The 23030-nt window shown below is 55.7% G+C and carries 19 protein-coding genes and 1 tRNA gene; 5 read left to right on the forward strand and 15 right to left on the reverse strand.

Annotated features, from left to right (window positions below):
* Complete coding sequence (locus ACRZ95_RS15690; protein WP_170679997.1) at positions 1-1344, reverse strand: Na(+)-translocating NADH-quinone reductase subunit A; 1344 nt, start codon at positions 1342-1344, stop codon at positions 1-3.
* A 296-nt stretch (positions 1345-1640) separates the two neighbouring features.
* On the opposite strand from ACRZ95_RS15690, the gene ACRZ95_RS15695 reads away from it, so the two are divergent.
* Both ACRZ95_RS15695 and ACRZ95_RS15700 read left to right on the forward strand, forming a co-directional pair.
* Positions 1641-2756 carry a THUMP domain-containing protein gene (locus ACRZ95_RS15695; protein ID WP_170679830.1) on the forward strand — a complete coding sequence of 372 codons (1116 nt, stop codon included), beginning with the start codon at positions 1641-1643 and terminating at the stop codon, positions 2754-2756.
* A 105-nt stretch (positions 2757-2861) separates the two neighbouring features.
* A tRNA-Pro gene (locus ACRZ95_RS15700) sits at positions 2862-2938 on the forward strand.
* Positions 2939-3188: 250 nt separating this feature from the next.
* Here ACRZ95_RS15700 and ACRZ95_RS15705 read toward each other — a convergent pair.
* The 4 genes from ACRZ95_RS15705 to ACRZ95_RS15720 all read right to left on the reverse strand — a co-directional run bounded on the left by ACRZ95_RS15705 (position 3189) and on the right by ACRZ95_RS15720 (position 6550).
* Positions 3189-4079, reverse strand: coding sequence for a DMT family transporter (locus ACRZ95_RS15705; protein WP_170679828.1), 891 nt, complete (start codon positions 4077-4079; stop codon positions 3189-3191).
* Between the two features lie 58 nt (positions 4080-4137).
* Positions 4138-4761: an NAD(P)H:quinone oxidoreductase gene (gene wrbA / locus ACRZ95_RS15710; RefSeq protein WP_170377257.1), complete on the reverse strand. Its 624-nt coding sequence runs from the start codon at positions 4759-4761 to the stop codon at positions 4138-4140.
* Between the two features lie 104 nt (positions 4762-4865).
* Positions 4866-5753, reverse strand: coding sequence for a LysR family transcriptional regulator (locus ACRZ95_RS15715; RefSeq protein WP_170554946.1), 888 nt, complete (start codon positions 5751-5753; stop codon positions 4866-4868).
* 341 nt (positions 5754-6094) lie between these two features.
* Positions 6095-6550 (reverse strand): Lrp/AsnC family transcriptional regulator, encoded by a 456-nt coding sequence (locus ACRZ95_RS15720; RefSeq protein WP_170554944.1) that lies wholly within the window; start codon positions 6548-6550, stop codon positions 6095-6097.
* Between the two features lie 115 nt (positions 6551-6665).
* Here ACRZ95_RS15720 and ACRZ95_RS15725 point away from each other — a divergent pair, with 115 nt between their 5' ends.
* Together ACRZ95_RS15725 and ACRZ95_RS15730 are read left to right on the forward strand one after the other, a co-directional pair.
* Positions 6666-7865 carry a methionine gamma-lyase gene (locus ACRZ95_RS15725; protein WP_170679827.1) on the forward strand — a complete coding sequence of 400 codons (1200 nt, stop codon included), beginning with the start codon at positions 6666-6668 and terminating at the stop codon, positions 7863-7865.
* Between the two features lie 14 nt (positions 7866-7879).
* Entirely contained in the window at positions 7880-10252 is a 2373-nt protein-coding gene (locus ACRZ95_RS15730; RefSeq protein ID WP_170679825.1) for a transketolase, read from the forward strand.
* Positions 10253-10860: 608 nt separating this feature from the next.
* Here ACRZ95_RS15730 and ACRZ95_RS15735 read toward each other — a convergent pair.
* From ACRZ95_RS15735 to cuyA, 10 genes are all read right to left on the reverse strand, one after another.
* Entirely contained in the window at positions 10861-11547 is a 687-nt protein-coding gene (locus ACRZ95_RS15735) for a branched-chain amino acid ABC transporter ATP-binding protein (protein ID WP_170679824.1), read from the reverse strand.
* On the reverse strand, positions 11544-12293 hold the full coding sequence (locus ACRZ95_RS15740; RefSeq protein WP_170679822.1) for an ABC transporter ATP-binding protein: 750 nt from the start codon (positions 12291-12293) through the stop codon (positions 11544-11546). Before ACRZ95_RS15740 ends, ACRZ95_RS15735 begins: the two co-directional genes overlap by 4 nt.
* Complete coding sequence (locus ACRZ95_RS15745; protein WP_170679820.1) at positions 12290-13267, reverse strand: branched-chain amino acid ABC transporter permease; 978 nt, start codon at positions 13265-13267, stop codon at positions 12290-12292. The genes ACRZ95_RS15740 and ACRZ95_RS15745 overlap by 4 nt, the downstream gene beginning before the upstream one ends.
* Positions 13264-14184: a branched-chain amino acid ABC transporter permease gene (locus ACRZ95_RS15750; protein ID WP_170679818.1), complete on the reverse strand. Its 921-nt coding sequence runs from the start codon at positions 14182-14184 to the stop codon at positions 13264-13266. The genes ACRZ95_RS15745 and ACRZ95_RS15750 overlap by 4 nt, the downstream gene beginning before the upstream one ends.
* A 50-nt stretch (positions 14185-14234) precedes the next feature.
* Positions 14235-15368 carry an ABC transporter substrate-binding protein gene (locus tag ACRZ95_RS15755; protein WP_170679816.1) on the reverse strand — a complete coding sequence of 378 codons (1134 nt, stop codon included), beginning with the start codon at positions 15366-15368 and terminating at the stop codon, positions 14235-14237.
* A gap of 1071 nt (positions 15369-16439) precedes the next feature.
* Positions 16440-17162 (reverse strand): alpha/beta fold hydrolase, encoded by a 723-nt coding sequence (locus tag ACRZ95_RS15760; RefSeq protein ID WP_170679814.1) that lies wholly within the window; start codon positions 17160-17162, stop codon positions 16440-16442.
* Positions 17159-18703, reverse strand: coding sequence for an ABC transporter permease subunit (locus tag ACRZ95_RS15765; protein WP_170679812.1), 1545 nt, complete (start codon positions 18701-18703; stop codon positions 17159-17161). The genes ACRZ95_RS15760 and ACRZ95_RS15765 overlap by 4 nt, the downstream gene beginning before the upstream one ends.
* Positions 18700-19755, reverse strand: coding sequence for a betaine/proline/choline family ABC transporter ATP-binding protein (locus ACRZ95_RS15770; protein WP_170679811.1), 1056 nt, complete (start codon positions 19753-19755; stop codon positions 18700-18702). The genes ACRZ95_RS15765 and ACRZ95_RS15770 overlap by 4 nt, the downstream gene beginning before the upstream one ends.
* A gap of 69 nt (positions 19756-19824) precedes the next feature.
* On the reverse strand, positions 19825-20784 hold the full coding sequence (locus ACRZ95_RS15775) for an ABC transporter substrate-binding protein (protein ID WP_170377011.1): 960 nt from the start codon (positions 20782-20784) through the stop codon (positions 19825-19827).
* Between the two features lie 32 nt (positions 20785-20816).
* The gene (cuyA, locus tag ACRZ95_RS15780; RefSeq protein ID WP_480555218.1) at positions 20817-21830 is read right to left on the reverse strand and encodes a D-cysteate sulfo-lyase; all 1014 of its coding nucleotides are present in this window, start codon (positions 21828-21830) and stop codon (positions 20817-20819) included.
* A 194-nt stretch (positions 21831-22024) separates the two neighbouring features.
* On the opposite strand from cuyA, the gene ACRZ95_RS15785 reads away from it, so the two are divergent.
* Positions 22025-22927, forward strand: a complete 903-nt coding sequence (locus ACRZ95_RS15785; RefSeq protein WP_170679809.1) for a LysR family transcriptional regulator — start codon at positions 22025-22027, stop codon at positions 22925-22927.
* The last annotated feature ends 103 nt before the right edge of the window (positions 22928-23030 follow it).

A 23030-nucleotide genomic window follows, 5' to 3' on the forward strand; every position in this document is an offset into this window, starting at 1 on the left:
TCAGCCCTCCTTTTCAATCTTGGCAAGGCAGTCGCGAAGCGCCAGCCCATATTCATATTTCGCCGGACAGGCAAAGCCGACAAGGCCCAGATCCTCTTCGTCCAGCTCCAGTGCACCCAGTGCCTGAGCGGTATCGGTGTCCATCACCAGCAAGGCCCGCAGCAACTGCGTGGGCAGGTAGTCCTGCGGCATCAGCCGTTCGAACACACCTGTTGGCACCATCGCGCGGCGGCCACCATTCAGGTTGCTGGTCAGATTATACAGTTTGTTGGACAATGCCGAACCCAGAACCGGTTGGACCGAGTATTTCGACGGCATTGGACGAATCCAGCCCATCGGAATCTGATCGTGGTCTTCCCGGATGATGGTGATCTGACGCGCGAAGCGGCCCAGATAGGCCGTCGGTCCCTCGGCCTGAGTACCCGACAGAACCGAGCCCGAAATAATCCGGGGTGTTCCGTCCAAGTTGATCTCATCCTTCGTCAACTCATCTGTCGATGCACCCATTGCGGTGCGGATCAAACGCGGCTGACGTGCGCCCGGTCCGGACAGAGCGATCACGATATTCGGATCCAGATGGCCGGACTGCATCAGGCGACCAATCGCGATGATGTCCTGATATCCGATGGTCCAAACCTGCTTGTCGCCTGCAAGCGGCTCCAGGAAGTGGATGTGAGTACCTGCCAGACCGGCGGGGTGCGGTCCTGCAAAGGCCGCCGCTTCCACTCCGGCAACGTCTGCACCGGGAATTGCGTCGCCATCCTTGTGGCACAGGTAGGTCTTACCATCCGACAGCTTGGCAACCGCCGCCAGACCGGCGGCAAAGGCTTCCCCCGCATCACCGATGATCACCGCGGCATCAGCGGCCAGCGGCTCGCTGTCCATCGCTGTTACAAAGATCGCCGCCGGTTTGGTGCCAGGGGCCGGCATCTTCGAATAGGGCCTTGTGCGGAACGCCGTCCAAAGACCCGCCGCGCAGAGTTTTTCTGCCACGCCCTCGGCCGTATCGCCATTGCCCACGCCCGAGAAATCGACGCCCGCGTCATTCGGGTCGGAGATTTCGATCACAACGCTTTGCAAAACGCGGCGCGCACCCCGGTTGATCTGAATGACCTTGCCGGTCATCGGGGCAACCATCATCGCCTCGGGGACGTCTTTGTGGCAGAACAGCGGAGTGCCACGCTGCACCTCATCGCCTTCCTGAACCAGCATACGGGGTTTCAACCCCAAATAGTCGCCGCCCAATGCGGCAACCTGGCTGAATTCCGGCCCTGGCTGGATCGTTTGATCCGGGGCACCCTCAATCGGCAATTCCAGCCCTTTTTTCAGTTTGAAAGTTTGCATCTCGCTACTGTCTTCCAAGCCTCTCTCCTGCGCCAGCTATCATAGCCCAATTGGAAGAGGCATCTGATAGCGCGGATGATGAACCGACCGAGTCGCAAAGAGCTATTTGCTGGTCGGAATCCGCAGGCGTGTGTCTGATGTCGGTCCTTTACGCGCCGACGACCAGAAACGCAAACCCGTTAGGCTCGAAATTATCTATTGTTTGTCACTTTGTCTTAATCGAATGTTCATATTGGCGCTAACACACCGATATTTTGCCGGTCGCACCTCTGCCGCATCCGGTGTAAGCAACAAAAATGAGCATGACCCACGACCTTGATATCTTCCTGGTGGCAACACCGGGCCTCGAAACCCCGCTCTGCGCCGAGGCCACGCAGCACGGATTCGCAGGCGCACGCGTCGTGCCCGGCGGCGTCAGCTGTACTGGCAACTGGTCTGAGGTCTGGCGGGCCAATCTTGTCCTGCGCGGTGCCAACAAGGTTCTGGTGCGCATCGGCAGCTTTCCTGCCGTCCATCTGGCCCAGCTGGATAAACGCGCGCGTAAGTTTCCCTGGTCGAACTTTCTTCGCCCCGACGTGCCCGTCAAGGTCGAAGCTACAAGCCGCAAGTCTCGCATTTACCATGCCGGGGCGGCGCGCCAGCGTATTGAGGGCGCAATCTCTGACACCCTGGGCGCAGCGATTTCTCCCGAGGCCGATCTGCGTGTTCTACTGCGCATCGAAAAGGATCTCTGCACGCTTTCGATCGACAGTTCAGGCGAGCCGCTGCACAAGCGCGGTCACAAAACCGTTGTCGCCAAAGCCCCCATGCGCGAGTCCATGGCCGCTATGTTCCTGCGCGAATGCGGGTTCGAGGGAACGGAGCCGGTTCTTGACCCTATGTGCGGCTCGGGCACCTTTGTGATTGAAGCCGCCGAGATCGCCCTTGGGCTGGCGCCGGGACGTTCACGATCTTTCGCTTTCGAGCAGCTGTCCGGGTTCGACAAGGCGGCATGGCAAGCAATGCGGAGCGCGTGCCGCCCATCCGAAAGCCCCCTTCAGTTCTACGGCTCCGACCGAAATACAGGCGCTGTCGAGGCCGGCTCTGCCAACGCCGAACAGGCTGGTGTGGCGGAGCATACCCGTTTTCAGCATCGTGCGGTCAGCGATATCAAACCACCCCTCGGACCCGCTGGTCTGATCATCGTGAACCCCCCATACGGCGCACGGATTGGCGATGAAAAACGACTACGTTCGCTCTATGGCAGCCTTGGCAAAACGCTGATGAACCGCTTTCAGGGTTGGCGCGTTGGCGTCATCACCAGCGCCCCTGCCCTCGCCCGCGCGACACGCCTGCCTTTTCTGCCCACTGGTCCGTTCGTCGATCACGGAGGCACGAAAATTCGCCTGTATAGAACCGAGATTCTACAATAGTGCATTCAGCGCAAGCCCGCTGAGCGCGCTAAGACTTTTCCAATTTCGCGCGCAAGAATCCCTCTTGCGCATCCAAACCCACGCGTATAGACCCGCCGCCACGGTCGGAGTGTAGCTCAGCCTGGTAGAGCACTGTCTTCGGGAGGCAGGGGTCGGAGGTTCGAATCCTCTCACTCCGACCAATGAAACAAGGCGCCCAAGGGCGCCTTTGTTGTTTTCAGAGGAATGGCCACAACGATATCCGCAACGTTTCGTTCGATAGATGTGCTCAGTTCGTTCACTACCGACATCCACCAACTACTGAATTGGCACTCAATATCCTCTAATTTATAATTCCCGCTGCGTTCGTAAGCGCATCTGGACTGTAGGACCTATAGGCGTTTTCCAGGGTTTCGCGCGAGGTTGCAAAATAGGCCGTGGCGTCCTCCAGTGTCATGCCGCGCATGCTCGTCTCCATTTTTTCAAACCCGAATTATCCCTTCGACTCACGCTTTGGCCAACCACAACAGAACCAATAACTATGGCTGCTCCTATCGACTGAGTGAGGCTAAGCGTTTGTCCCAAGTATACCCAGCCGAGCACGACAGCTGTAACAGGACTCATAATGCCAAGCATCGAGACTGCACTGGGCTCCAGGCGGGCTATGCCGCGAAACCAAAGAGCATAGGTTGCTGCAGCACCGATCAACCCGAGCCAAATAAGGCCGGCGACATTTGTCGCGCTGAGCGCAGGTAGAGGCGGCTCAAGGAACAGTGCGACTGGCAGCAGTATCAAACCACCGGCTGTCAATTGCCACGCTGTGAAACTCAGCGCCGAGACCGGAGGTTGCCATTTACGACTGAGAACTGTGCCAGCAGCCATTGACGCGGCTCCTCCCAAACCCGCCGCTATACCAATCCAATCAAGATGTGCTGCTGGTCCGATCAGCAGCAGAGACACACCCATTGCGCCAGTCGCGGCGGCGCCAAGTGCACCAAGTCGGATTGGGGTTCCCAGCCATCCCCACGCCATCAAAATCACGATCATCGCTTGCAACGATCCTAGGGTGGCGGCCACACCGCCAGGTAACCTATACGCAGCAACGAAGAGGAGCACCCAGAACAGAGCGAAATTGAGGCTGCCTAAGACGAAAGTTCGGCCGAGCCATTCGCGTGGTGGAACGCAGCGCGTCACTGCAAGCAACAACAAGCCAGCCGGCAGAGCTCGTAACGCAGCCAGGGTAATCGGATAGCCAGCCGGGAGCGCTTCGGTAGTTACCAGATAAGTGCTTCCCCATACCGCTGGGGCGAGTGAGGTGAGAAGAATATCGGTTAAGCGCGACATGGTATGTCTCCCGGCTAAGGCGTTTGAGAATTTGAGTGAAACGTCAGAGCAGCGCAGGTTACGCTGCTTCCGCTTGCAGGTTTGATCCAGCGAGGCACGCTGTAATCCTTGCAACATGAGCGCCCTGGAACCGCGCTCCGGCCAAGTCAGTTTCAGTCGGCGTGCGGGAACCATCAGCACCGGCGATCGTTCCGGCACCATATGGTGCGCCGCCAATGATTTCTTCTGATGTAGTCTGGCCAGCAAATGTGTAGGGCATTCCGGCAATCAGCATCCCAAAGTGTTGAAGCGGGACTTGCGTTGTCAGAAGGGTGGCCTCATGCCCACCGTGTTGCGAACCTGTTGAAGCAAAGACCGCCCCGACTTTACCAACCAGTGCGTTCCTGGCCCAAAGCCCGCCAGCCTGGTCAAGGAAGGACTTCATTTGGCCAGCCATCATGCCAAATCGGGTCGGCGTTCCCAGAATTATTGCATCATAGCTTTCCAGGTCTGTCGGCGAGGAAATAGGTGTATCATCGACGACATAGCCGGCCTTTTGGCGGACTTCTTCAGGGACAGTTTCGGGCACACGCCGAACGTCAACTTCGATGCCGGGAACACTTCTGGCGCCTTCAGCCTCGGCACCGGCCAATGCGCGGACGTGGCCATAGCTTGAGTAGTAGAGAACGAGAATACGTGACATAAGAGACCTCTCAGGGCTGTGACTTTCCCTGAGAGAATGGAATTTGTTACGTCGCCAATTAAGGCGCGCTCTTTGACATCACTATTTACCTGTATTGAACAATGTCACGACCTGAGAGCCAGGCGCAGATGATCAAGAAAGGCTTTGACCTTTGCGTCCATTCCCAAGCGAGATGCTGTAACGGCGAACACTTCCGGCGCAGGCAGTTCATGGTCAGGAAGAACTCTCACCAAGGCCCCGCTAGCTTCAGGAGCATCAGAGACGAACTCGGGCAGAGTTCCGATACCTTGCCCCGCTATCAGCAGATCCCGCAAAACGAGGCTGTTGCCAACCCTCACACGTGGATCAAGCTCCAATGTTGTGACACCATTGGCGGCCGAGAGCTTCCAGCTCGTCAAATGATCAGCAAGCAAAAAGCCGATCATCGCGTGATTATTCAGATCCGCCGGCTGGGTCGGCGTCCCGCATCGCTCCAAATAGTCAGGAGACGCAAAAATCCGTTGTCGCATCACGCCGATCCGTCGCGCAACAAGGGCCGAATCCGGCATGGCAGCGCGGATGCGTATCGATAGATCGAACCCGCCCTCGACCATATCGATCACCTTGTCGTCCATCGAAAGCGTAAATCGCAAATCGGGGTAGGCTTCCAAAAACTCGGGCAGCATCGGTGCAATAACGGTTTGACCGAAAGAGCTTGATGCATTCACCCGAAGGTGCCCTCGCACTGCTTTTGAACCATCCCTGATGGTTTGTTCCGTTTTTTCAACCGCATCGAGGATTCCAATTGCATCCTGGTAATAAAGGCTGCCGGTGTCAGTCAGTGACATGGATCGGGTCGTTCTGGTCAGAAGGACGGTTCCCAGACTTTCCTCCAGAAGCTTGATTTCTCTGCTGAGAAGCGCAGGAGAAACACCAAGGTCTTCCGCCGCACGAGCAAAGCTGCCGCGTTCAACGATACGGCGAAAAGCTTGCATGACTGATAGTTTGTCCAACTCCGGGGCCCCCCGAGCAGTTTTTGAGCCGCCCAGTTGGGCGTAACGAACTGCAAGTTATACGACTACGTCACTGGTGCGAAGGGGCGGCACGCCTGAATTGCTGGCGTTGATTGCCGGGCGATTGCAGAAGATGCAGAAAAGTGCCTCAAGGGTTCAATGAAGCTTCTCTCTTGAAGTCGCCATACGAACTTCCAAAGGAACAACAGAACATACAATCAAATTACAGCTTTCAATACGCTTCACCGCTAACTACCGGCTATCCAAAGAGCACTTAGAGTAACGGAGCATACAAAAGTTTAAGTAGGCATTCGGAGACAATCCATTCTAACGCGGCCCATCTATCCGGGCGGAAAAACAGCGGTCTTCTTTACCGTTCCATAGACAAAGCTGGTATCGATCGAGGCGATCCCACCGATAGGATGAATTCGGTGACGAATAAACTCCTCGTAGGCCTCGAGATCCGATACCAAAACCCGCAATTGGTAGTCCATTGCCCCGGTCAGCACGTGGCATTCAAGAACTTCATCGATCATCCGAACGCGCTTTTCGAAATTCTGAACGTCCGTTTCGTTGTGCCGCTCCAACCTGATACGCACGAAGACGGTAATGGCCATCCCATACGCGGCAGCGTCAACGTCAGCGCTGTATCCCTTTATTACTCCGTTTGCTTCTAAGTTTTTGACCCGGCGCAAACACGGTGAGGGAGACAAGTTCACCTCGTCGGCAAGATCCTGGTTCGTCATGCGCCCGTCCCGCTGCAGCGCTCGAATGATCTGCCTGTCCTTTGCGTCCATTTCACCCTCTTGCTTAGCAGAATATGCCAATGTTGCTACATATGTTGGTATATTTCGCAACCATTAGCCCAAAGTAAAGGCGCAAACTAGCTTCAGCATGATTCAGGAGCTTCTAATGACTCGTCCAACCGGATTTGCCACCCGTGCCATTCACCACGCTTATAACCCTCTGGAAAATGACGGTGCGCTGACACCACCGCTGCATTTGACGTCCACGTTTACCTTTGAAACCGCAGAGGCTGGTGGAGAGATGTTCGCCGGCGAGCGTGAAGGTCATATCTACAGCCGTATTTCAAACCCTACATGCGACCTTCTTGAGCAACGCATTGCCGTGCTTGAAGGGGCCGAGGCCGGGCTAGCTCTCTCAAGCGGCATGGGGGCGATCACGGCAGTGCTTTGGACCCTGCTGTCGCCAGGTGACGAAGTCATCGTAGACAAAACGCTCTATGGCTGCACCTTCGCCTTTATGCGTCATGGTTTGGCGAAATGGGGGGTCACGATAACACATGTCGACATGACGGACCCTGAGAACCTGAAAGCGGCCGTTTCTGAAGAGACTCGCGTGGTTTATTTCGAAACCCCGGCCAATCCGAACATGCGCTTGGTGGACATCGCCGCAAGCGCCGCAATTGCGCATTCGGTCGGAGCAACGGTCGTCGTCGATAACACTTATGCCAGCCCGTATCTGACCCGCCCGATCGAGCACGGCGCAGATATCGTTCTACACTCCGCCACCAAATATCTCGGCGGGCATGGAGACGTGGTCGCTGGCTTGGTTGCAGGAACCGCTGAACAGATTGCTGAAATCCGCCTTGTTGGGATGAAGGACATGACCGGCGCGGTAATGGCGCCTTTCAACGCAATGCTAATCCTGCGTGGTCTGAAAACACTAAACCTGCGTCTGGATCGTCATTGTGTTTCTGCCAAGGTCGTCGCGAAATTCCTCGAAGCGCACCCTGCCGTTGGTGAGGTTTATTTCCCCGGTCTTGAGAGCTTCGCACAGCACGATGTGGCGCAGCGACAGATGTCCCAACCGGGCGCTATGATAGCGTTCGAGATCAAATCCGGTCTTTCCGGAGGAATTGAATTCATGAACCGCTTGAATATGATCCAGCGTGCGGTGTCGTTGGGCGATGCGGAAACACTGATCCAGCACCCAGCATCGATGACCCATTCGACATATACGCCCGAAGAACGGGCCGAGCATGGGATCAGTGATGGCCTAATCCGCCTGTCCGTCGGGCTGGAGGATGTTGAAGATATCCTTGCAGACCTGGAGCAAGCTTTGCCCTACCCTGCCCGCAGCGCCGCCTGAACCCGGAGACCACCATGCACATTGATCCCACCCAACTGAAGATCGTTGAACAGCGCCTGCTGTGGTTGTCTCATTGGATGATCCACCATGCCAACCATGTCCGACCAAAGGTGGATGGGATCAAGATCGGTGGCCATCAGGCTTCGTCCGCTTCGATGGTGTCGATCATGACCGCGCTTTATTTCTCGGCCTTGCGGCCTGAGGACCGGGTTGCAGTCAAACCCCATGCGTCGCCGGTGTTTCATGCAATGCAGTATCTCATGGGCAATCAGACCCGCGAGAAGATGGTGAATTTCCGCGGATTTGGAGGTGTGCAAAGTTATCCAAGCCGGACCAAGGACATTGACGATGTTGATTTCTCGACCGGGTCTGTGGGTTTAGGTGTCGCGATCACCTCGTTTGCCTCGATCATTCAGGACTACATCAAGGCCAAAAGCTGGGGTTCATACGCCCCGATAGGGCGTATGGTGGCACTTGTTGGCGATGCCGAACTGGACGAAGGCAACGTCTATGAGGCGTTGCAGGAAGGCTGGAAAAACGACCTACGAAACACGTGGTGGATCATCGACTACAACCGACAGTCTCTGGACGGTATCGTCCGAGAAGGACTGTTCGAACGGATCGAGAAAACCTTCGATGCATTCAGTTGGGATGTCGTGCGCATAAAATACGGAGTTCTTCAACGCGCGGCCTTTGAAGAGCCCGGCGGCAACCGCCTACGCGACTGGATTGATGCTTGCCCCAACCAAGACTACTCCGCTTTGACTTTCATGGGTGGTGCGAATTGGCGACAGCGTCTCATGGACGATCTGGGGGATCAGGGGGATGTGACTGCCTTGATTGAAAGGCGGACGGATGCAGAGCTTGCAGCCCTTATGGAGAACCTCGGCGGCAACTGCGTCGAGACCATGGCCCAGACATTTGCCGCCATCGATCATGATCGCCCGACATGCTTCCTGGCCTACACCGTCAAAGGATGGGGCACCCCTATTGCAGGCCACAAGGACAATCACGGCGGGCTGATGAACAACAGCCAGTTCGTCGCATGGCAGTCGCATATGGGTGTGCCGAAGGGCGAAGAATGGGAGCCGCTCGCGACGGTGCAAGATCCAGACGCATTCAAAGATTTCCTGGCCAGCACCCCGTTCTTTGCCAAAGGTCCGCGCCGCTATTTTGATGACAAATTGGACGTGCCGCCAATCGAAATCGACACCAGTCGCGAAATCTCGACCCAAATGGCGTTTGGCAAGATCCTAGACGATCTATCAAAAGGCGACAGCCCATTGGCTGCACGTATAGTGACAACCTCTCCGGATGTGACAGGCACGACAAGCCTTGGTCCTTGGGTGAACCGGCGCAAACTGTTCGCCCGATCCGAGCAAGCCGACGCCTTCATAGAACACCGGATCCCTTCGACGGCGAAATGGGAATTCACGCCGGAGGGGCAGCATATCGAGCTTGGTATCGCCGAAATGAACCTCATGTTGCTTCTGGGAGCGGCGGGTCTGTCGCATTCCCTGTTCGGCAAGAGGCTGATCCCAATTGGCACCGTCTATGATCCATTTGTCAGCCGCGGCCTCGATGCGCTGAATTACGCTTGCTATCAGGACGCGCGCTTCATGCTGGTTGGCACACCATCGGGTGTCACGCTCGCGCCAGAAGGTGGAGCACACCAATCCGTTGGAACACCGCTCATCGGGATGAGCCAAGACGGCTTGGCCGCTTTTGAACCCGCCTTTGCCGACGAGCTGGCGGTGATTATGGAATGGGCCTTCGACTACCTGCAGCGTGATGGCGAAGGACAGCCCGACGAGCGCACATGGCTGCGCGATGAAACTGGAGGGTCTGTCTACCTGCGCCTGACCACCAACCCGATTGAACAGCCCGGCAAACGTGTCGACGACGAGTTTCGCCAAGGTGCCATAGATGGGGCCTATTGGTTACGAAAACCCGGGCCCAATTGCGAAGTTGTAGTCGCCTATCAAGGAGCAGTCGCGCCGGAGGCAATCAAGGCCGCCGGTATGATTGGTGAAGGCCGTCGCGACATAGGTGTATTGGCCGTGACATCTGCAGATCGCCTAAATGCCGGATGGACCGCTGCTCAACGAGCGCGTTCTCGCGGTAACCAAGCGGCACGCTCCCACATCGAAGCCCTGATGTCCGACCTTCCGCCACACTGCAAGCTTGTCACCGTTATAGATGGTCATCCTGCGACTCTATCCTGGCTGGGGGCAGTGCTTGGACATCAGACTATTCCAATGGGTGTCGAGCACTTTGGTCAGACCGGAACAATCGGCGATCTGTATCGCCACCACTGCATTGACGCAGACGCTATCCTAGAGAAAGTGAATGGACTGACCCACGGCAGAACTCTTCACCGTGCATAAGTGGGCTTGATCTGGGCAATAATGTAGAGAACAAACTAGCACTGAACATAGACCACGATAACTAGCGGACCATGTAGACAGTGCTCTGAGGTTCAATGAACCTGCCGAACCTGAACTTGGCTGGTTTGATTGGCGACAACGCCTGGAAAACAGGGCTCCTTTGACTAAAATGCAATAACTTGGCCCTCTGCACCGGTCTTCGGGAGGCAGGGGTCGGAGGTTCGAATCCTCTCACACCGACCAATAAAACAGGTTGTCAAATACAGAGATATTTTGCCTTTTGACCAATTAACTTACCTTTTCGCCAACAAAAATTACCTCCACTCGCCCGGAGCGTTGCTGGTTCAAATCGTAATTTTGAACTAACGGCCCAGAGCCGACTTTGAGCACTGCAACCGAATACTGCGTCGCAGCCAGCTTAGCGGCCATTCGCTGCGTTGCTAGAATTTGTGTCTCTCCTAACTCACAGCCTGCAGAAACAGCAGCCATTCCATCCAGGCGGAAGCAATGCGGTTCGCTATTTGACAGCTATTCTAATTTTGCGGCGAACCATCAAAAACGATTTCGTGGACGCTTGGTAGCTGTCAAAGCTTGGGCATTTGTACCAACTAAACGCCGAGATGCCGCTGGCTGATTTCACTATCCAGATCGCCAATTGCGCCTGACCAGACCGATCTGCCTCGCTCAAGGATTGTCGCGCGATCACAGACCGCTCGCAACTCGCTAAGCGATTTGTCGATTACCAGAATTGAAAGACCAGATTCACGTTTCAGATGCTCCACTGTCACCCAGATTTCTCGCCTAATATTTGGTGCGAGCCCTTCCGTGGCCTCATCCAGTATGAGCAAGCGTGGATTGGTAACCAACGCCCGCCCAATGACCAGCATTTGCTGCTCCCCGCCTGACAATGAGCCCGCAAGCTGATCGGCGCGTTCGCTGAGACGCGGGAAAAGCGCAACGACCTTGTCTATATCCCAATGGCCAGGTCGGGACACAGCTACGAGGTTCTCACGCACCGTTAGATCGCGAAATGCGCGGCGGCCTTCTGGCACAAGGCCGATGCCCAACCTTGCCACTTGGTGGCTCGACAGTCTAAGAATGTCGGTGCCGGCAAACACCATCGAGCCTTTGCTTCCGATCATTCTGCAAATAGCGCGAACGGTGGTCGTCTTGCCCATACCATTGCGCCCCATAAGGGCGACGACTTGGCCCGCTTCGATCGTCAGATCAACGCCAAAGAGGGCTTGGCTTTTGCCATAGCTTGCGACAAGGCCGGAGATGGAAAGAAGGCTCATAGGTTCTCTCCAAGATAGGCGCGCTGAACTATTGGATTTTTGCGAATATCTTCGACTGATCCGGAGGCAATCACACGCCCGTAATCGAGAACCGTTATTCGGTCAGCCAATTTGAAGACGACATCCATGTCGTGTTCCACAAGCAGGATCGGGGCCTGATTTCGCAAGTCGCTCAGCAGGTTCGTGAGCAGCTGCGTGCCTTCCGCGCTTAAACCGGCCATTGGCTCGTCCAGTATGAACACCTTTGGTTCTAGGGTCAGCGCAACTGCGACTTCCAGTTGGCGGCGCTGACCATGGCTGAGTTCGCCTGTTCTCTTGTCTGCAAAGTCCATCAAGCCCACGCGACGCAGTGCATTCTCTGCATGATCGCGCAGGTTTTTGTCGCCAAGAACGGGTAGGAAGAATTGCCAGGGTCGGCCTTTGACCCCAAGTGCGCCCAGCATCGCATTTTGCAAGACGGTGTCCTCTAACGCTAGAGCGGAAATCTGGAAGGTGCGTCCGAGCCCGAGCCTTGCACGGTTTTTCGTGGTCTCGTGGGTGATATCCTGGCCCAGAAGGCGAACCGAGCCTGCGTCAGACTTCAGGCCGCCGCAGATCTGAGCGATAAGTGTTGATTTACCTGCCCCGTTCGGGCCGATCACGGCGTGAACTTCGCGGGGCCTCAGGTCCAATGTCACGTCGTCATTTGCAATCAGGGCGCCAAAGTGTCGAGTAAGACCTTCAACTTGCAAAACGGGCCGCATCATCGGTCAGACCTTCCCGTGAGGACGCCGTAAAGGCCGCCGCGGGCGAAAAGGACGACCGCCAACAAAAGTAATCCAAGAAAGAATAGGAAATATTCGCTAATGCCTCCAAGCGCGTGCTCGAGTACGACGAACAGAGTCGCGCCTGCGACTGGCCCGAACGTCCGGCCCAGCCCGCCGAGGATTATGAAAACGATCAGTTCACCTGACATCTGCCAGCTAAACATCGTCGGACTGACGAAGCGATTAAGGTCAGCAAAAAGCGCCCCCGCCAGCCCACAGATCATGCCGGAAATCACCAACGCAATCAGTCTCAGCCGAAACGGATCAAGCCCGACCGCCTCCACCCGCTCGGGACTCTGCCGCGCTGCGTTTAAAGCAAGCCCAAAGGGTGATTTTACGAGCCGCACATTTAGCCAAAGGACTAGGCTCAGAATTGCAAAACAGATCCCGAAGAACTGTATGGGATCAAGCGTGTTCATTCCCGGGAACGAATTTCGAATGTAGATGGAAAGGCCGTCTTCTCCGCCGTAAGCGGGCCAGCTGATTGCAAAGAAAAAAAACATCTGCCCGAAAGCCAGCGTGATCATGATGAAATACACGCCGGAAGTTCGAAGCGACAGAAGCCCGATTATAAAGGCGGCAACACCTGAAAACAGTATTGCCACCAACCAGATCACAGGCATGAGCTTGGTTCCAGAAATCGTGAACGGCCATTCCATCAATAGCGAATACGTCTGAGCGTGAAACGCCAGAATACCCATCGCATAGCCGCCAATCCCAAAGAAGACCGCGTGCCCGAGGCTCACGAGCCCTCCTAGCCCTAGCGCGATATTGAGGCCAACCGCGGCCAGAGCGAAGATGACCGCGCGGGTCGCCAACGTAATTGTGAAGGGTTCGTCCGAGACCCAAGCCCAAAGCGGCACACAAAGAAGCAGGCTCATGAGAATGGCGTTTAGTGCTTTTTCCGGGATCATGCGCGCGCCCCGAACAGCCCGGTGGGTCTCCAGATCAGCACGCCAGCCATAAGAACGTAAATTGACATCGAAGCCAATGCCGACCCTGTCGACGTCGCAACATCTGGTGCCACGAACAGTTTAAACAGTTCCGGCAGAAAGATGCCGCCCAGGGTATCGGTCAATCCAACCAGCAAACTGCCGATAAGCGCCCCCCGAATGGACCCGATGCCCCCGATCACTATGACGACGAAAGCGAGGATTAGGATCGGCTCACCCATTCCGATCTGGACAGATTGGATGGCACCCACAAGTGCTCCCGCTAATCCGGCGAGCGCCGCTCCGAGCGCGAAGACAAACGTGTACAAGCTGCCGATATCAACGCCGAGTGCTGCAATCATTTCCCGGTCATTTTCTCCGGCACGAATCTGAATGCCCACGCGGGTCCGTGAGATGAGCAACCACAGCCCAACCGCCACCAAAAGCCCTACAAGGATGAGTACAAGGCGATATAGCGGATACTGAATGCCGCCTGGCAATGAAACGGGACCGGACAAATAGCTCGGGATTTCGAGAAACAGCGGGAATGAACCGAAGATCCATCGCGTACCCTCAGAGAAAATCAGTATCAGCGCAAAAGTCGCAAGAACTTGCTCGAGGTGATCGCGGGCATAGAGCCGACGAATGACTGCCAATTCAACGATGACACCGGCCATAGCCGCCGCAACAATGGCGGCCGCAACAGCCGCCAAGAAGGACCCCGTCGCCGCAGCGGCCGCCGCAGCTGCAAAAGCGCCGACCATGTAGAGTGATCCGTGCGCAAGATTAATTAGGCCCATCACGCCGAAGATAAGCGTCAGGCCTGCTGCCATGAGAAAGAGCATGAAGCCGAACTGTATTCCGTTCAGAATCTGCTCGGCGATAAGGATTAAAGTCACGGTTCGAGCAAAAACGGGCCGCCGCTCCGGAGTCGGGGGCGGCCCTCCGATTACATTTTACAATCTGCCGCGTAGGCGTCCGAGTGGTTTTCCAACGCCACACCAATGATCCGGTTGGTGAATACATCCCCTTCCTGAATCACTTCGCGCGCATAGATAGTCTGAATTGGATGGTGGTTTGGACCAAACGCAAAGTCGCCACGCGTGCTGTCGAAGTCGGCCGCACGCAATGCATCTCTGAACGCGTCTTGATCCGAGACGTCAGCCGATCCGAGCGCCGAAATGATCAACTGTGCCGTGTCGAAGCCCTGGCTTGCATAAAGAGACGGAAGCCGCCCGTACTCGGCCACAAAGCTTTCTACGAATGCGGCATTTGTTGGATTGTCGATATCCTTGTTCCATTGGCTGGTATTCACAATCCCAAGTGCTGCGGGCCCGACGGCTTGAAGGATGCCCTGATCGAACGAAAACGCCGGACCCACGACGGGCAGATCAACCCCGCTATCTGCGTATTGCTTGAGAAACGAAATCCCCATTCCGCCGGGAAGGAAGAAAAAGACACTGTCTGCGCCGGACGCACGGATTTGAGCAATCTCGGCAGCATAATCCGTTTGGCCAAGCTCGGTATAAATCTCACCGGCAAGATCGCCTTGGAAGAACCGCTTGTACCCAGTCAAAGCGTCCTTGCCCGCCGGATAGTTCGGCGCGAGAATGAAGCTATTGCTATGCCCTGCTGTGTTGGCATAGGCGCCAGCTGCTTCGTGCAGGTTGTCGTTCTGCCAAGCAACGTTGAAGTAATTTTCGTGACAGCCCTGACCGGCCAGCGCCGACGGCCCCGCGTTCGGCGACAAATAGAACTTACCTTGGGCCGTTGCCGCCGGAACAACCGCCATTGCGAGGTTCGACCAGATAATGCCCGTCAGGATATCCACCTTCTCGGATTGGATCATCTTGTCAGCAAGCTGTACGGCAACGTCGGGTTTTCGTTGATCATCTTCGACGACGACCTCGATATCATCTCGCCCAGATTGCTTGATACCCAGCATGAAACCGTCGCGCACATCGATTCCCAAGCCGGCTCCACCACCGGACAGAGTAGTTATCATACCGACCTTCGTCTCAGCGAATGCACCTGTGGCCAGCAACCCGATGGATGCGGCAATGGCAATCGATTTATACTTCATAAGTTCCCCCCATGTTATTTTTAACTATCGCCGGTTGCGTTTGCCCGGCCTTATTTGAAGTTGCTACATCAAGGACCGCTTTCTCAAACAGTCATTATTGAAATGCTTTCCTGTTCACAAAGGCAATGTCCAGTGCAAGCTTTCAATCTCTAAGGCTTTAATTAGTTGTCAGCACCTAAATCCGCAGATTTTGGGGTGTCTTGTCAGAAGAACTTTGTTTGAGCAGGACAGGGCGGTCGCGTAGCTTTTGCACATGACCAGACCTTCAAATACTTTAAAACCAGTCCCGAGATCATCCGCCTTCACTTTCAAGGTCTGCCATCCAAGCGACGGCTCGACCTGGAGCCGGAATTGCTGTGAGGCTGATACCTGTGGCCGCCATTTCAGCGTTGTCCCAATGTGTGTCGAGCATTTTGGTCAGACGGGAACAATCGGCGACCTCTATCGCCATCACTGCATTGACGCAGACGCTATTCTGGAGAAAGTGAATGGCCTGACCGATGGCAGAGCTCTTCACCGTGCATAAGTGGGCTGGATCTGGGCAATATAACAGAGAACAAACTAGCACTGAGCATAAGGTGCTGGATGACTTACTGAAAAACAAGAGCTTACCAACATACGACAGAGGCCGGGTTTGCTCGCAATGAAACCGCAACGTTATCGCAACGCTATCTGCCACCGAAGTGCAATGGCTGGCATTCAAAGCCCTTATTTTGTTTACTTCATCCCGAGAACTCGCCTTCAGGAGGCAGGGGTCGGAGGTTCGTATCCTCTCACTCCGGCCAAAAAAGTTTCTTGTCAAATATTGAGATACTTTGCCTTTTGGCCAATGAACTCACCTTTCCGCCAACCAAAGTTACATCCTCCAGCCTGAAGCGTTGCTAGTTCAAGTCGTAACTTTAAACTGGCGGCCGGTTCCAGCCGTTCATCGATTCCGGCATTCCCTGCGGCGTGGCTGACCACACCGGAAAATCGCTGCGATCGCTAAATCGACCCGGCGACGAACTTCCGGATCACGGACAAAGCTGGCGGCGGCTGCGGCCCTACAATAGTCAAAGTCGTATGCATACTTCAGTGATCCAAAAAGTTGGATATAAGGCGTTGAAAAAGATCAGATTTCTCCGCATGAAGCGCGTGGGCGCAGGCCGGTACGACTGCAAGCGATGTACTGGGGATCGCTTCCCACAGTTTATGAATTTGGCTCCACGGATATGTCCGATCTCGATCGCCCCAAAGGACGAGAGTTTCCGGTTGGATTTGGGACAGGTTCTGTTCCCCTGACCAAGCTTGCATCGCGTCTAGACCGGCCTCCAGGGCCGGCAGCTTGGCTTGAGCGGCAATCGCGGCGCAGTGTTCATATCCGAGTGCAGCTTCGCGATCCAAAAACCAAGTTGCTGCGATCCGACGCGCGGTGGCCGCCGCGCCGTCTTCCGCGGCGCGCTTTTTACTTTGCTCAATGGTCTCGAACCGCCCCGGCAAAATACCAACCGCGCCGGTTGCGTAAAGGACAAGGCGGTTAATCCTTTCACTATCTCGCAAAGCAATTTCCTGAGCGATCATGCCGCCCATGGAGTGACCCAGCAGATGATATTTCTCGACGCCAAGGCCGCGGAGGTGCTGGACCACCCAATCTGCATATCCGTCAATACTGTTAATTGGCAGTAGATGGGCATTTGCTCCGAACCCGGGCAGGTCGACCGCAATCACATCTGCATGCCGCTGCAGGGTATCTCGACACCCATCCCATTGTGCGCTGCCCCCCATGAAACCATGAACAAGGACAAGGGGGGTCACTTTCGCTGACCTTGAACGATCCGATCAAGGATCATCGCGCAGAAGAGAATGGCAAAACCCGCGAGAATACCCTGACCCACATTGGCGTATTGCAGCGCCTCGAGAACGTCTTCACCCAGCCCTTTCGCGCCGATAAGCGAGGCCACCACTACCATGGCCAGCGACAGCATGATTGTCTGGTTGATACCCGCGCGAATGGAGGGGCTGGCGAGCGGCAGATCGACCTTAGTGAGAAGGTACCACTTGTTGGCGCCAAAACTGATCGCGGCTTCACGTACGCTCTCAGGAACACCGCGCAGGCCCAAAACTGTAAGGCGTACCACGGGTGTCCCGCCGAAGATCATGGTGACGATGACTGCCGCTGGCTTGCCAACCCCGAAAAAGGCAATCACAGGCACCATGAAGACAAAGGCAGGCATGGTCTGCATGAAATCCATGATTGGCTGGATGAAGGCGTAGAACCGCGGTCGACGCGCAGAGAACATGCCCAAAGGAATGCCAATCACGATGGAAAGCAGCGCCGCTGTGCCGAGAAGCGCCAAAGTGGTCATAGCTTTTTCCCAAAAGCCGAGAAGGCCCATATAGGCCAGAAAGGCGCCAGACCATATAGCCATGCGCAAACCAGCCGTGAGCCATGTCAACAGAACGATCAGCGCGGCCACCACGATCCAAGGGGTCTGAACCAACGCAACCTCCATGGCATCCAGCAACCAGCGAATGGCCGCGGTGAGCCCGTCAAAGAATGCCACACTGTTGGCGACGCACCAGGCGATAAATGCTTCTACGCTGTCAATACTGGCCAGGCGAATTGAGTTATCTGTCGGGAATTCGCTAAGAAATGAAAAACGGCCCGGGAAACTATAGTGGACCATTGCAGTCGCGACCAGCAGGATCATAAAACCTGCGCTGAAGACTATCTGGCTGACCGGCATGCCGGAGCGAATGGTGCGGTCTGAGAGCCAGTCAGAGAACCGGGCCTCCAGTGCCCAGTTGGCGGCCACAGCCTGGATGAGCTTGGCGACAAGCAAGATGACAACACCGGTCAGAGCAATCGATGGGCCTTGCGCGGCAAGCAACTCTGCCTCAGCGCGGAAGCCTTCTATATTGGCTTCCAGCCCTTCGATCTGGCGTTGAATGGCCGCGGCTCGATCCGAGCCGCTCTCTTGAGCTGCCGCAAGCTGCTGGTAGCGCAAATCGAGGGTACCTTCGATCGAGGTCACACGGGCTAGCGCGTCTGCTCCCAGATCTCCGAACAGGCCCCGCGCGATCTGCACAAAGCCGATCGCCTCGACGACAAGAAACGCCAATGCCCATGACCAAAGCCCGCGTGCGCCGAACCAGATCGGACCAAAGAGCCCGGCCATCACATTGAAGGTCGCTGTAAAGCGTGCGGAAGCCCCGATCTTGTCGAAATTGCGGATGTAGTAGTCGGGGCTTGTGCGCACAAAGGTGCGGATATTCTCGCGGCGTTCCTCGGCATAGGCCTGCGCGGCTTCGCTTTCTGTGTCTTCAAGGGGGTTCACACCAAGATCTTCGCTCATGACATTTCCGTCCCTTCAATCACGGTGCGCAACAGATCTGCGCGAGTGATGACACCTCTGTCCTCGCCACCTTCGGACACCAGAACCGGCCGTTCGTCGTCGATGGCTCGTGTAATTAAAGCAGAAAGTGTCTCGTTGTGGTCCACCCGGTCGATGTCAGCCGGCAGTGGGCCGTGCGTGGCGAGGTAGCTTTCCAAGGGCTGCATCGCCGCATGAGCATGCACCACCTTAAGGCGCGATATACCGGCCACGAAATCAGCGACGTAGTCATCAGCGGGATGCATCACAATGTCCTCAGCCGAGCCGATCTGCACCATCTTGCCGTCACGCATGATCGCAATCCGGTCCCCGATGCGGACGGCCTCATCCAGGTCGTGGGTGATGAAGATCGTTGTTTTCTTGAGGATCTTGGACAGCCGGATGAACTCGTCCTGCAACTGCCGTCGGATCAGAGGATCAAGTGCGGAAAATGGCTCATCCATCAACAGAACATCAGGGTTGGCCGCGAGCGCACGGGCAAGCCCCACACGTTGTTGCATGCCGCCAGAGAGTTCGTGAGCGAATTTCGACCCCCACGCTCCCAATTCGACAATGTCGAGAATGGCGGCCGCCTGCCGCATACGCTCGTTCTTGGCGACCTGTCGGATTTCCAGCGGCATTGCCACGTTGTCGAGGACCGAACGGTGGGGCATCAGAGCAAAATTCTGGAACACCATCCCGATTTTCCGGTTGCGGAAAGCCTGGAGGTCCTTTGTGCCGAGCGCCATGACGTCCGTGCCCTCGATCTCGATCTTGCCCGCCGTCGGTTCGAGCAGGCGATTGAAATGGCGCACGAGTGTGGATTTGCCGCTCCCTGATAGGCCCATGATACAGAAGATCTCACCGCGATTGACGTTGAGGCTGACATCGGCCACGCCCACCACCGCGTTGAATTCAGCAAGGACTTCAGCCTTGGTCAGCCCCCGCGCACGAATGGCTTCCAGAGCGGCCTCTGGTTTTGCCCCGAAGATTTTCCAGATATTGGAAATTTCGATTACAGTCTCGTCGCTCATCCGCCCACCCGTGCGTGCCTTTAAGTGGGGCAGCACCGCTAGGTGCTGCCCGTTGTTTTTTGGTCTGTTTCAGAGACCCAGCATCGCATCTACGCGCTCGGAATTGGCGTTAACCCATTCGGCCGCAACTTCCTCAGCATCGCGCCCATTGGCGCTGATCTCAAACGCAAGCGAGCTCACGTCATCGGCTGTCAGAGAGAAGTTCGCGAAGAATTCCGCAATCGCCGGCGAGCGATCCCCAAGCGAGTTGGACCAGGCGATCTGAACTTCCTTCAGAGCGTCCTTACTGGCTACCATCGACTTGTTATACCAGTCAGGATCGTCGGAGGGCTGCACCATGACGTATTTTTCAGGATCGTAAGTCGGTTCGGTCAGCATCACCACGTCAAACATGTACCAGACGGCATGCGGCTCATAGCAGTAGAAGGCATATCCTTCTTTTTTGGCGATACTGTCCTTGATGCGCGCGGTCTTCACAGCTTCTTCGGCGCGGATCGGATCTATGAAGTCCAACAGGCCATAGTCGCGCACCTTCACCTCGTTCACATTGGCCGAAGCCCAGCCGGGTGCACCGATCCACATCTCACCCTTGCCATTGCCATCGCTGTCCATCGCAGCCGCCACATCGGGGCGTCCAAGATCCGCGATGTCGGTGATATTCATCTCTGCGGCAAAGTCTTTGGAGACGCAGAAACCCTGATTGCCCTGATAGGGGTTCGATGACAACGTTACGGTGCCAGCACCATCAACATATTGCTTTGTGAAGGCCTCCTGATTAGGCAGCCATACATCAGGGTGCACATCGATATCACCCTTACCCTGATCCATCGCTTGAAAAATCGTGGCGTTGTTACCGGGCACATACTCCACCGTGCCGCCAATGCGGGTGGTCACGATCTCACCCAAGACATGGGCAATAGCCTGCGCTCCAGTCCAAGTGGGAACGCCGATCTTAACCTCTTCAGCGGCGAGTGGCGCGCCGAGAGCTGAAACCAAAGCCGCGCTGATCAAGTATTTTTTTAGTTTCATTTGATATCTCCTTGTTGGTTTGTTGTTTATTTTCAGGCCACGTAGCCAGGAAGTTCGAAAGTTTCGGGATAGCCAAACAGGGCTGCGCTTCCGCCGGTGTGCAGAAAGACGACATTGTCCATGCCGTCGAAATAGCCTTTGCGGGTTTGGTCAATGAGCCCATCCAACCCTTTACCCGAATAGACCGGGTCGAACAAAAGCCCTTCGGTTCGAGCCAACAGCTTGAGCGCGTCAATCATCCCTTTGGTCGGAAGACCATATCCTGCACCGACGTAGTCGCAATTTGCACGTACATTTTCTCGCGCAATGGGCGTGCCCGTCTCCATATACTCGACAGTGCGCACAGCCAGATCATGGACCATGCCTTCCTGTTTGTCTTTTGGGGCCCGCACGCCGATGCCCAAAAGGTGAATGTCGCTTTCCAGTGCGGCAAGACCGGCGACCAATCCGGCTTGCGTGCCGGAGCTGCCGGTCGCATGGACCAGCGCGTCGATTTTTAAGCCGGCATGGGCGGCCTGTTCGCATAACTCGCGCGCGCAATTCACGTAGCCCAAAGCCCCGATCGGGTTCGATCCACCGCCGGGAATGATGTAGGGGGTTTTGCCTTCTGTCTTCATCTGCGCGGCGCAGGCTTCCATCTCGGCATTCATGTCCGCACCACCGGGACGCTTGGAGACGCTGGCGCCATGCAAACGATCCAACAGGACATTTCCATTCAGAATATAGTTCGGATCATTGGAACCCGTACGATCCTCAAGAAGTATATGGCACGCAAGGCCAAGTTTTGCAGCCGCCGCTGCTGTTTGACGCGCGTGATTAGATTGCGTCGCCCCCTGCGTGATGATGGTATCTGCACCTTTCTGGACAGCGTCAGCCATCAGAAATTCCAGCTTACGAGTCTTGTTCCCACCCGACGAGAGGCCGGTGCAATCATCCCGTTTGACCCATAAACGCGGACCACCCAAAACCTCACTCAGGCGATCCATCGGCTCCAAAGGCGTAGGAAGATGACCAAGCGATACCCGGGGAAATCTCGCCAGCGTCAGCGATAGCTCCTTGCACAAGCTCAAAACCATCTCCGGCGCGACCATCGCGTCACCGCCGGTCATCTGAATTGTCTCAGCCACCACACTCTCCCTGCTTTTGCCTACAGCCAAACAGTTTCAAAAGAAAAAGAATAAAAACAGTGCATATTTCGCAGGCTGCCCATACATTTTCTTTGGGTGTTATGGAGGTGTGGATGAATATGCTGTGGTTTGACGATGTTCTGGCCCTTCTTGAAGAGCGGAACATGACACGGGCCGCGGCCCGCAGAAACATCACGCAACCCGCGTTCTCAAGGCGTATTCGCAGCTTTGAGGAGTGGCTGGGGATTGAAGTTCTCGATCGCAAATCGAACCGGGTCGAGATCAGTCCCGCACTGGCCTCGAATGAAGCCGAAATCCGCTCTTTGATCGCCAGATTAAATGACCTGCGCACAAAAATTGCGCAACATGGCCCCACCGTTTCGATTGTGACGATCGCCGCGACCCACGCATCGGTCGTCTCCACTTTCCCCGATATGGCATTGCGTGCACGTGCCGCGTTCAAGGGGCTCCGGTTTCGTCTTAGAACGGCCAATCTGAACGATTGTGTCACTCTGTTCCTGCGCGGCGATACCAACATGCTGCTATGTTACGAGGCGCAAACCGTCGCCCCAATGCCGTTCGGAGCAGGCATTTGTCGCGGCACTTGGGGTCACGACTACCTCATTCCGGTCATCGGTGGCGGATTGCGGTACGCAGTGCGCGGAAACGGTGACGTGCCTTTGGATACGCCGGCGATCGTCTATCCCGAAAACAGCTACTTTGGTGAGGCATTGAACAAGAGCAAACTTCCGTTCGGAACCGCCGATTTCAGTAAAAACCCCGTTTGCCAGACGGCTTTCTCGAGTGGAGCAAAGGAAATGATCCTGAACGGTCTCGGTATTGGTTGGCTGCCGTTCAGCATGGTGCACAAGGAAATTGAAAGCGGCGAGTTGATATCCCTACGCAACCAATTGGGTCAGGAAAAGCTCGACGTAGTGGTCTATGCCCACCACCAGACCGAGATAGCGAAAACGTTGCTTGATTTCTGGACAAACAAGCCGTCTTCAAAGTCTTGAGGCGATAAATCGCAAGCTCTGGCCAGAGACCAAGACAATCCGTTGGAACCGAATTTTGAGTGACGGAACCCTTCAAAATGAAGGCGTTGCCCTGTGCGTCTTG

It is taken from the genome of Ruegeria sp. AI3 (assembly GCF_056541245.1).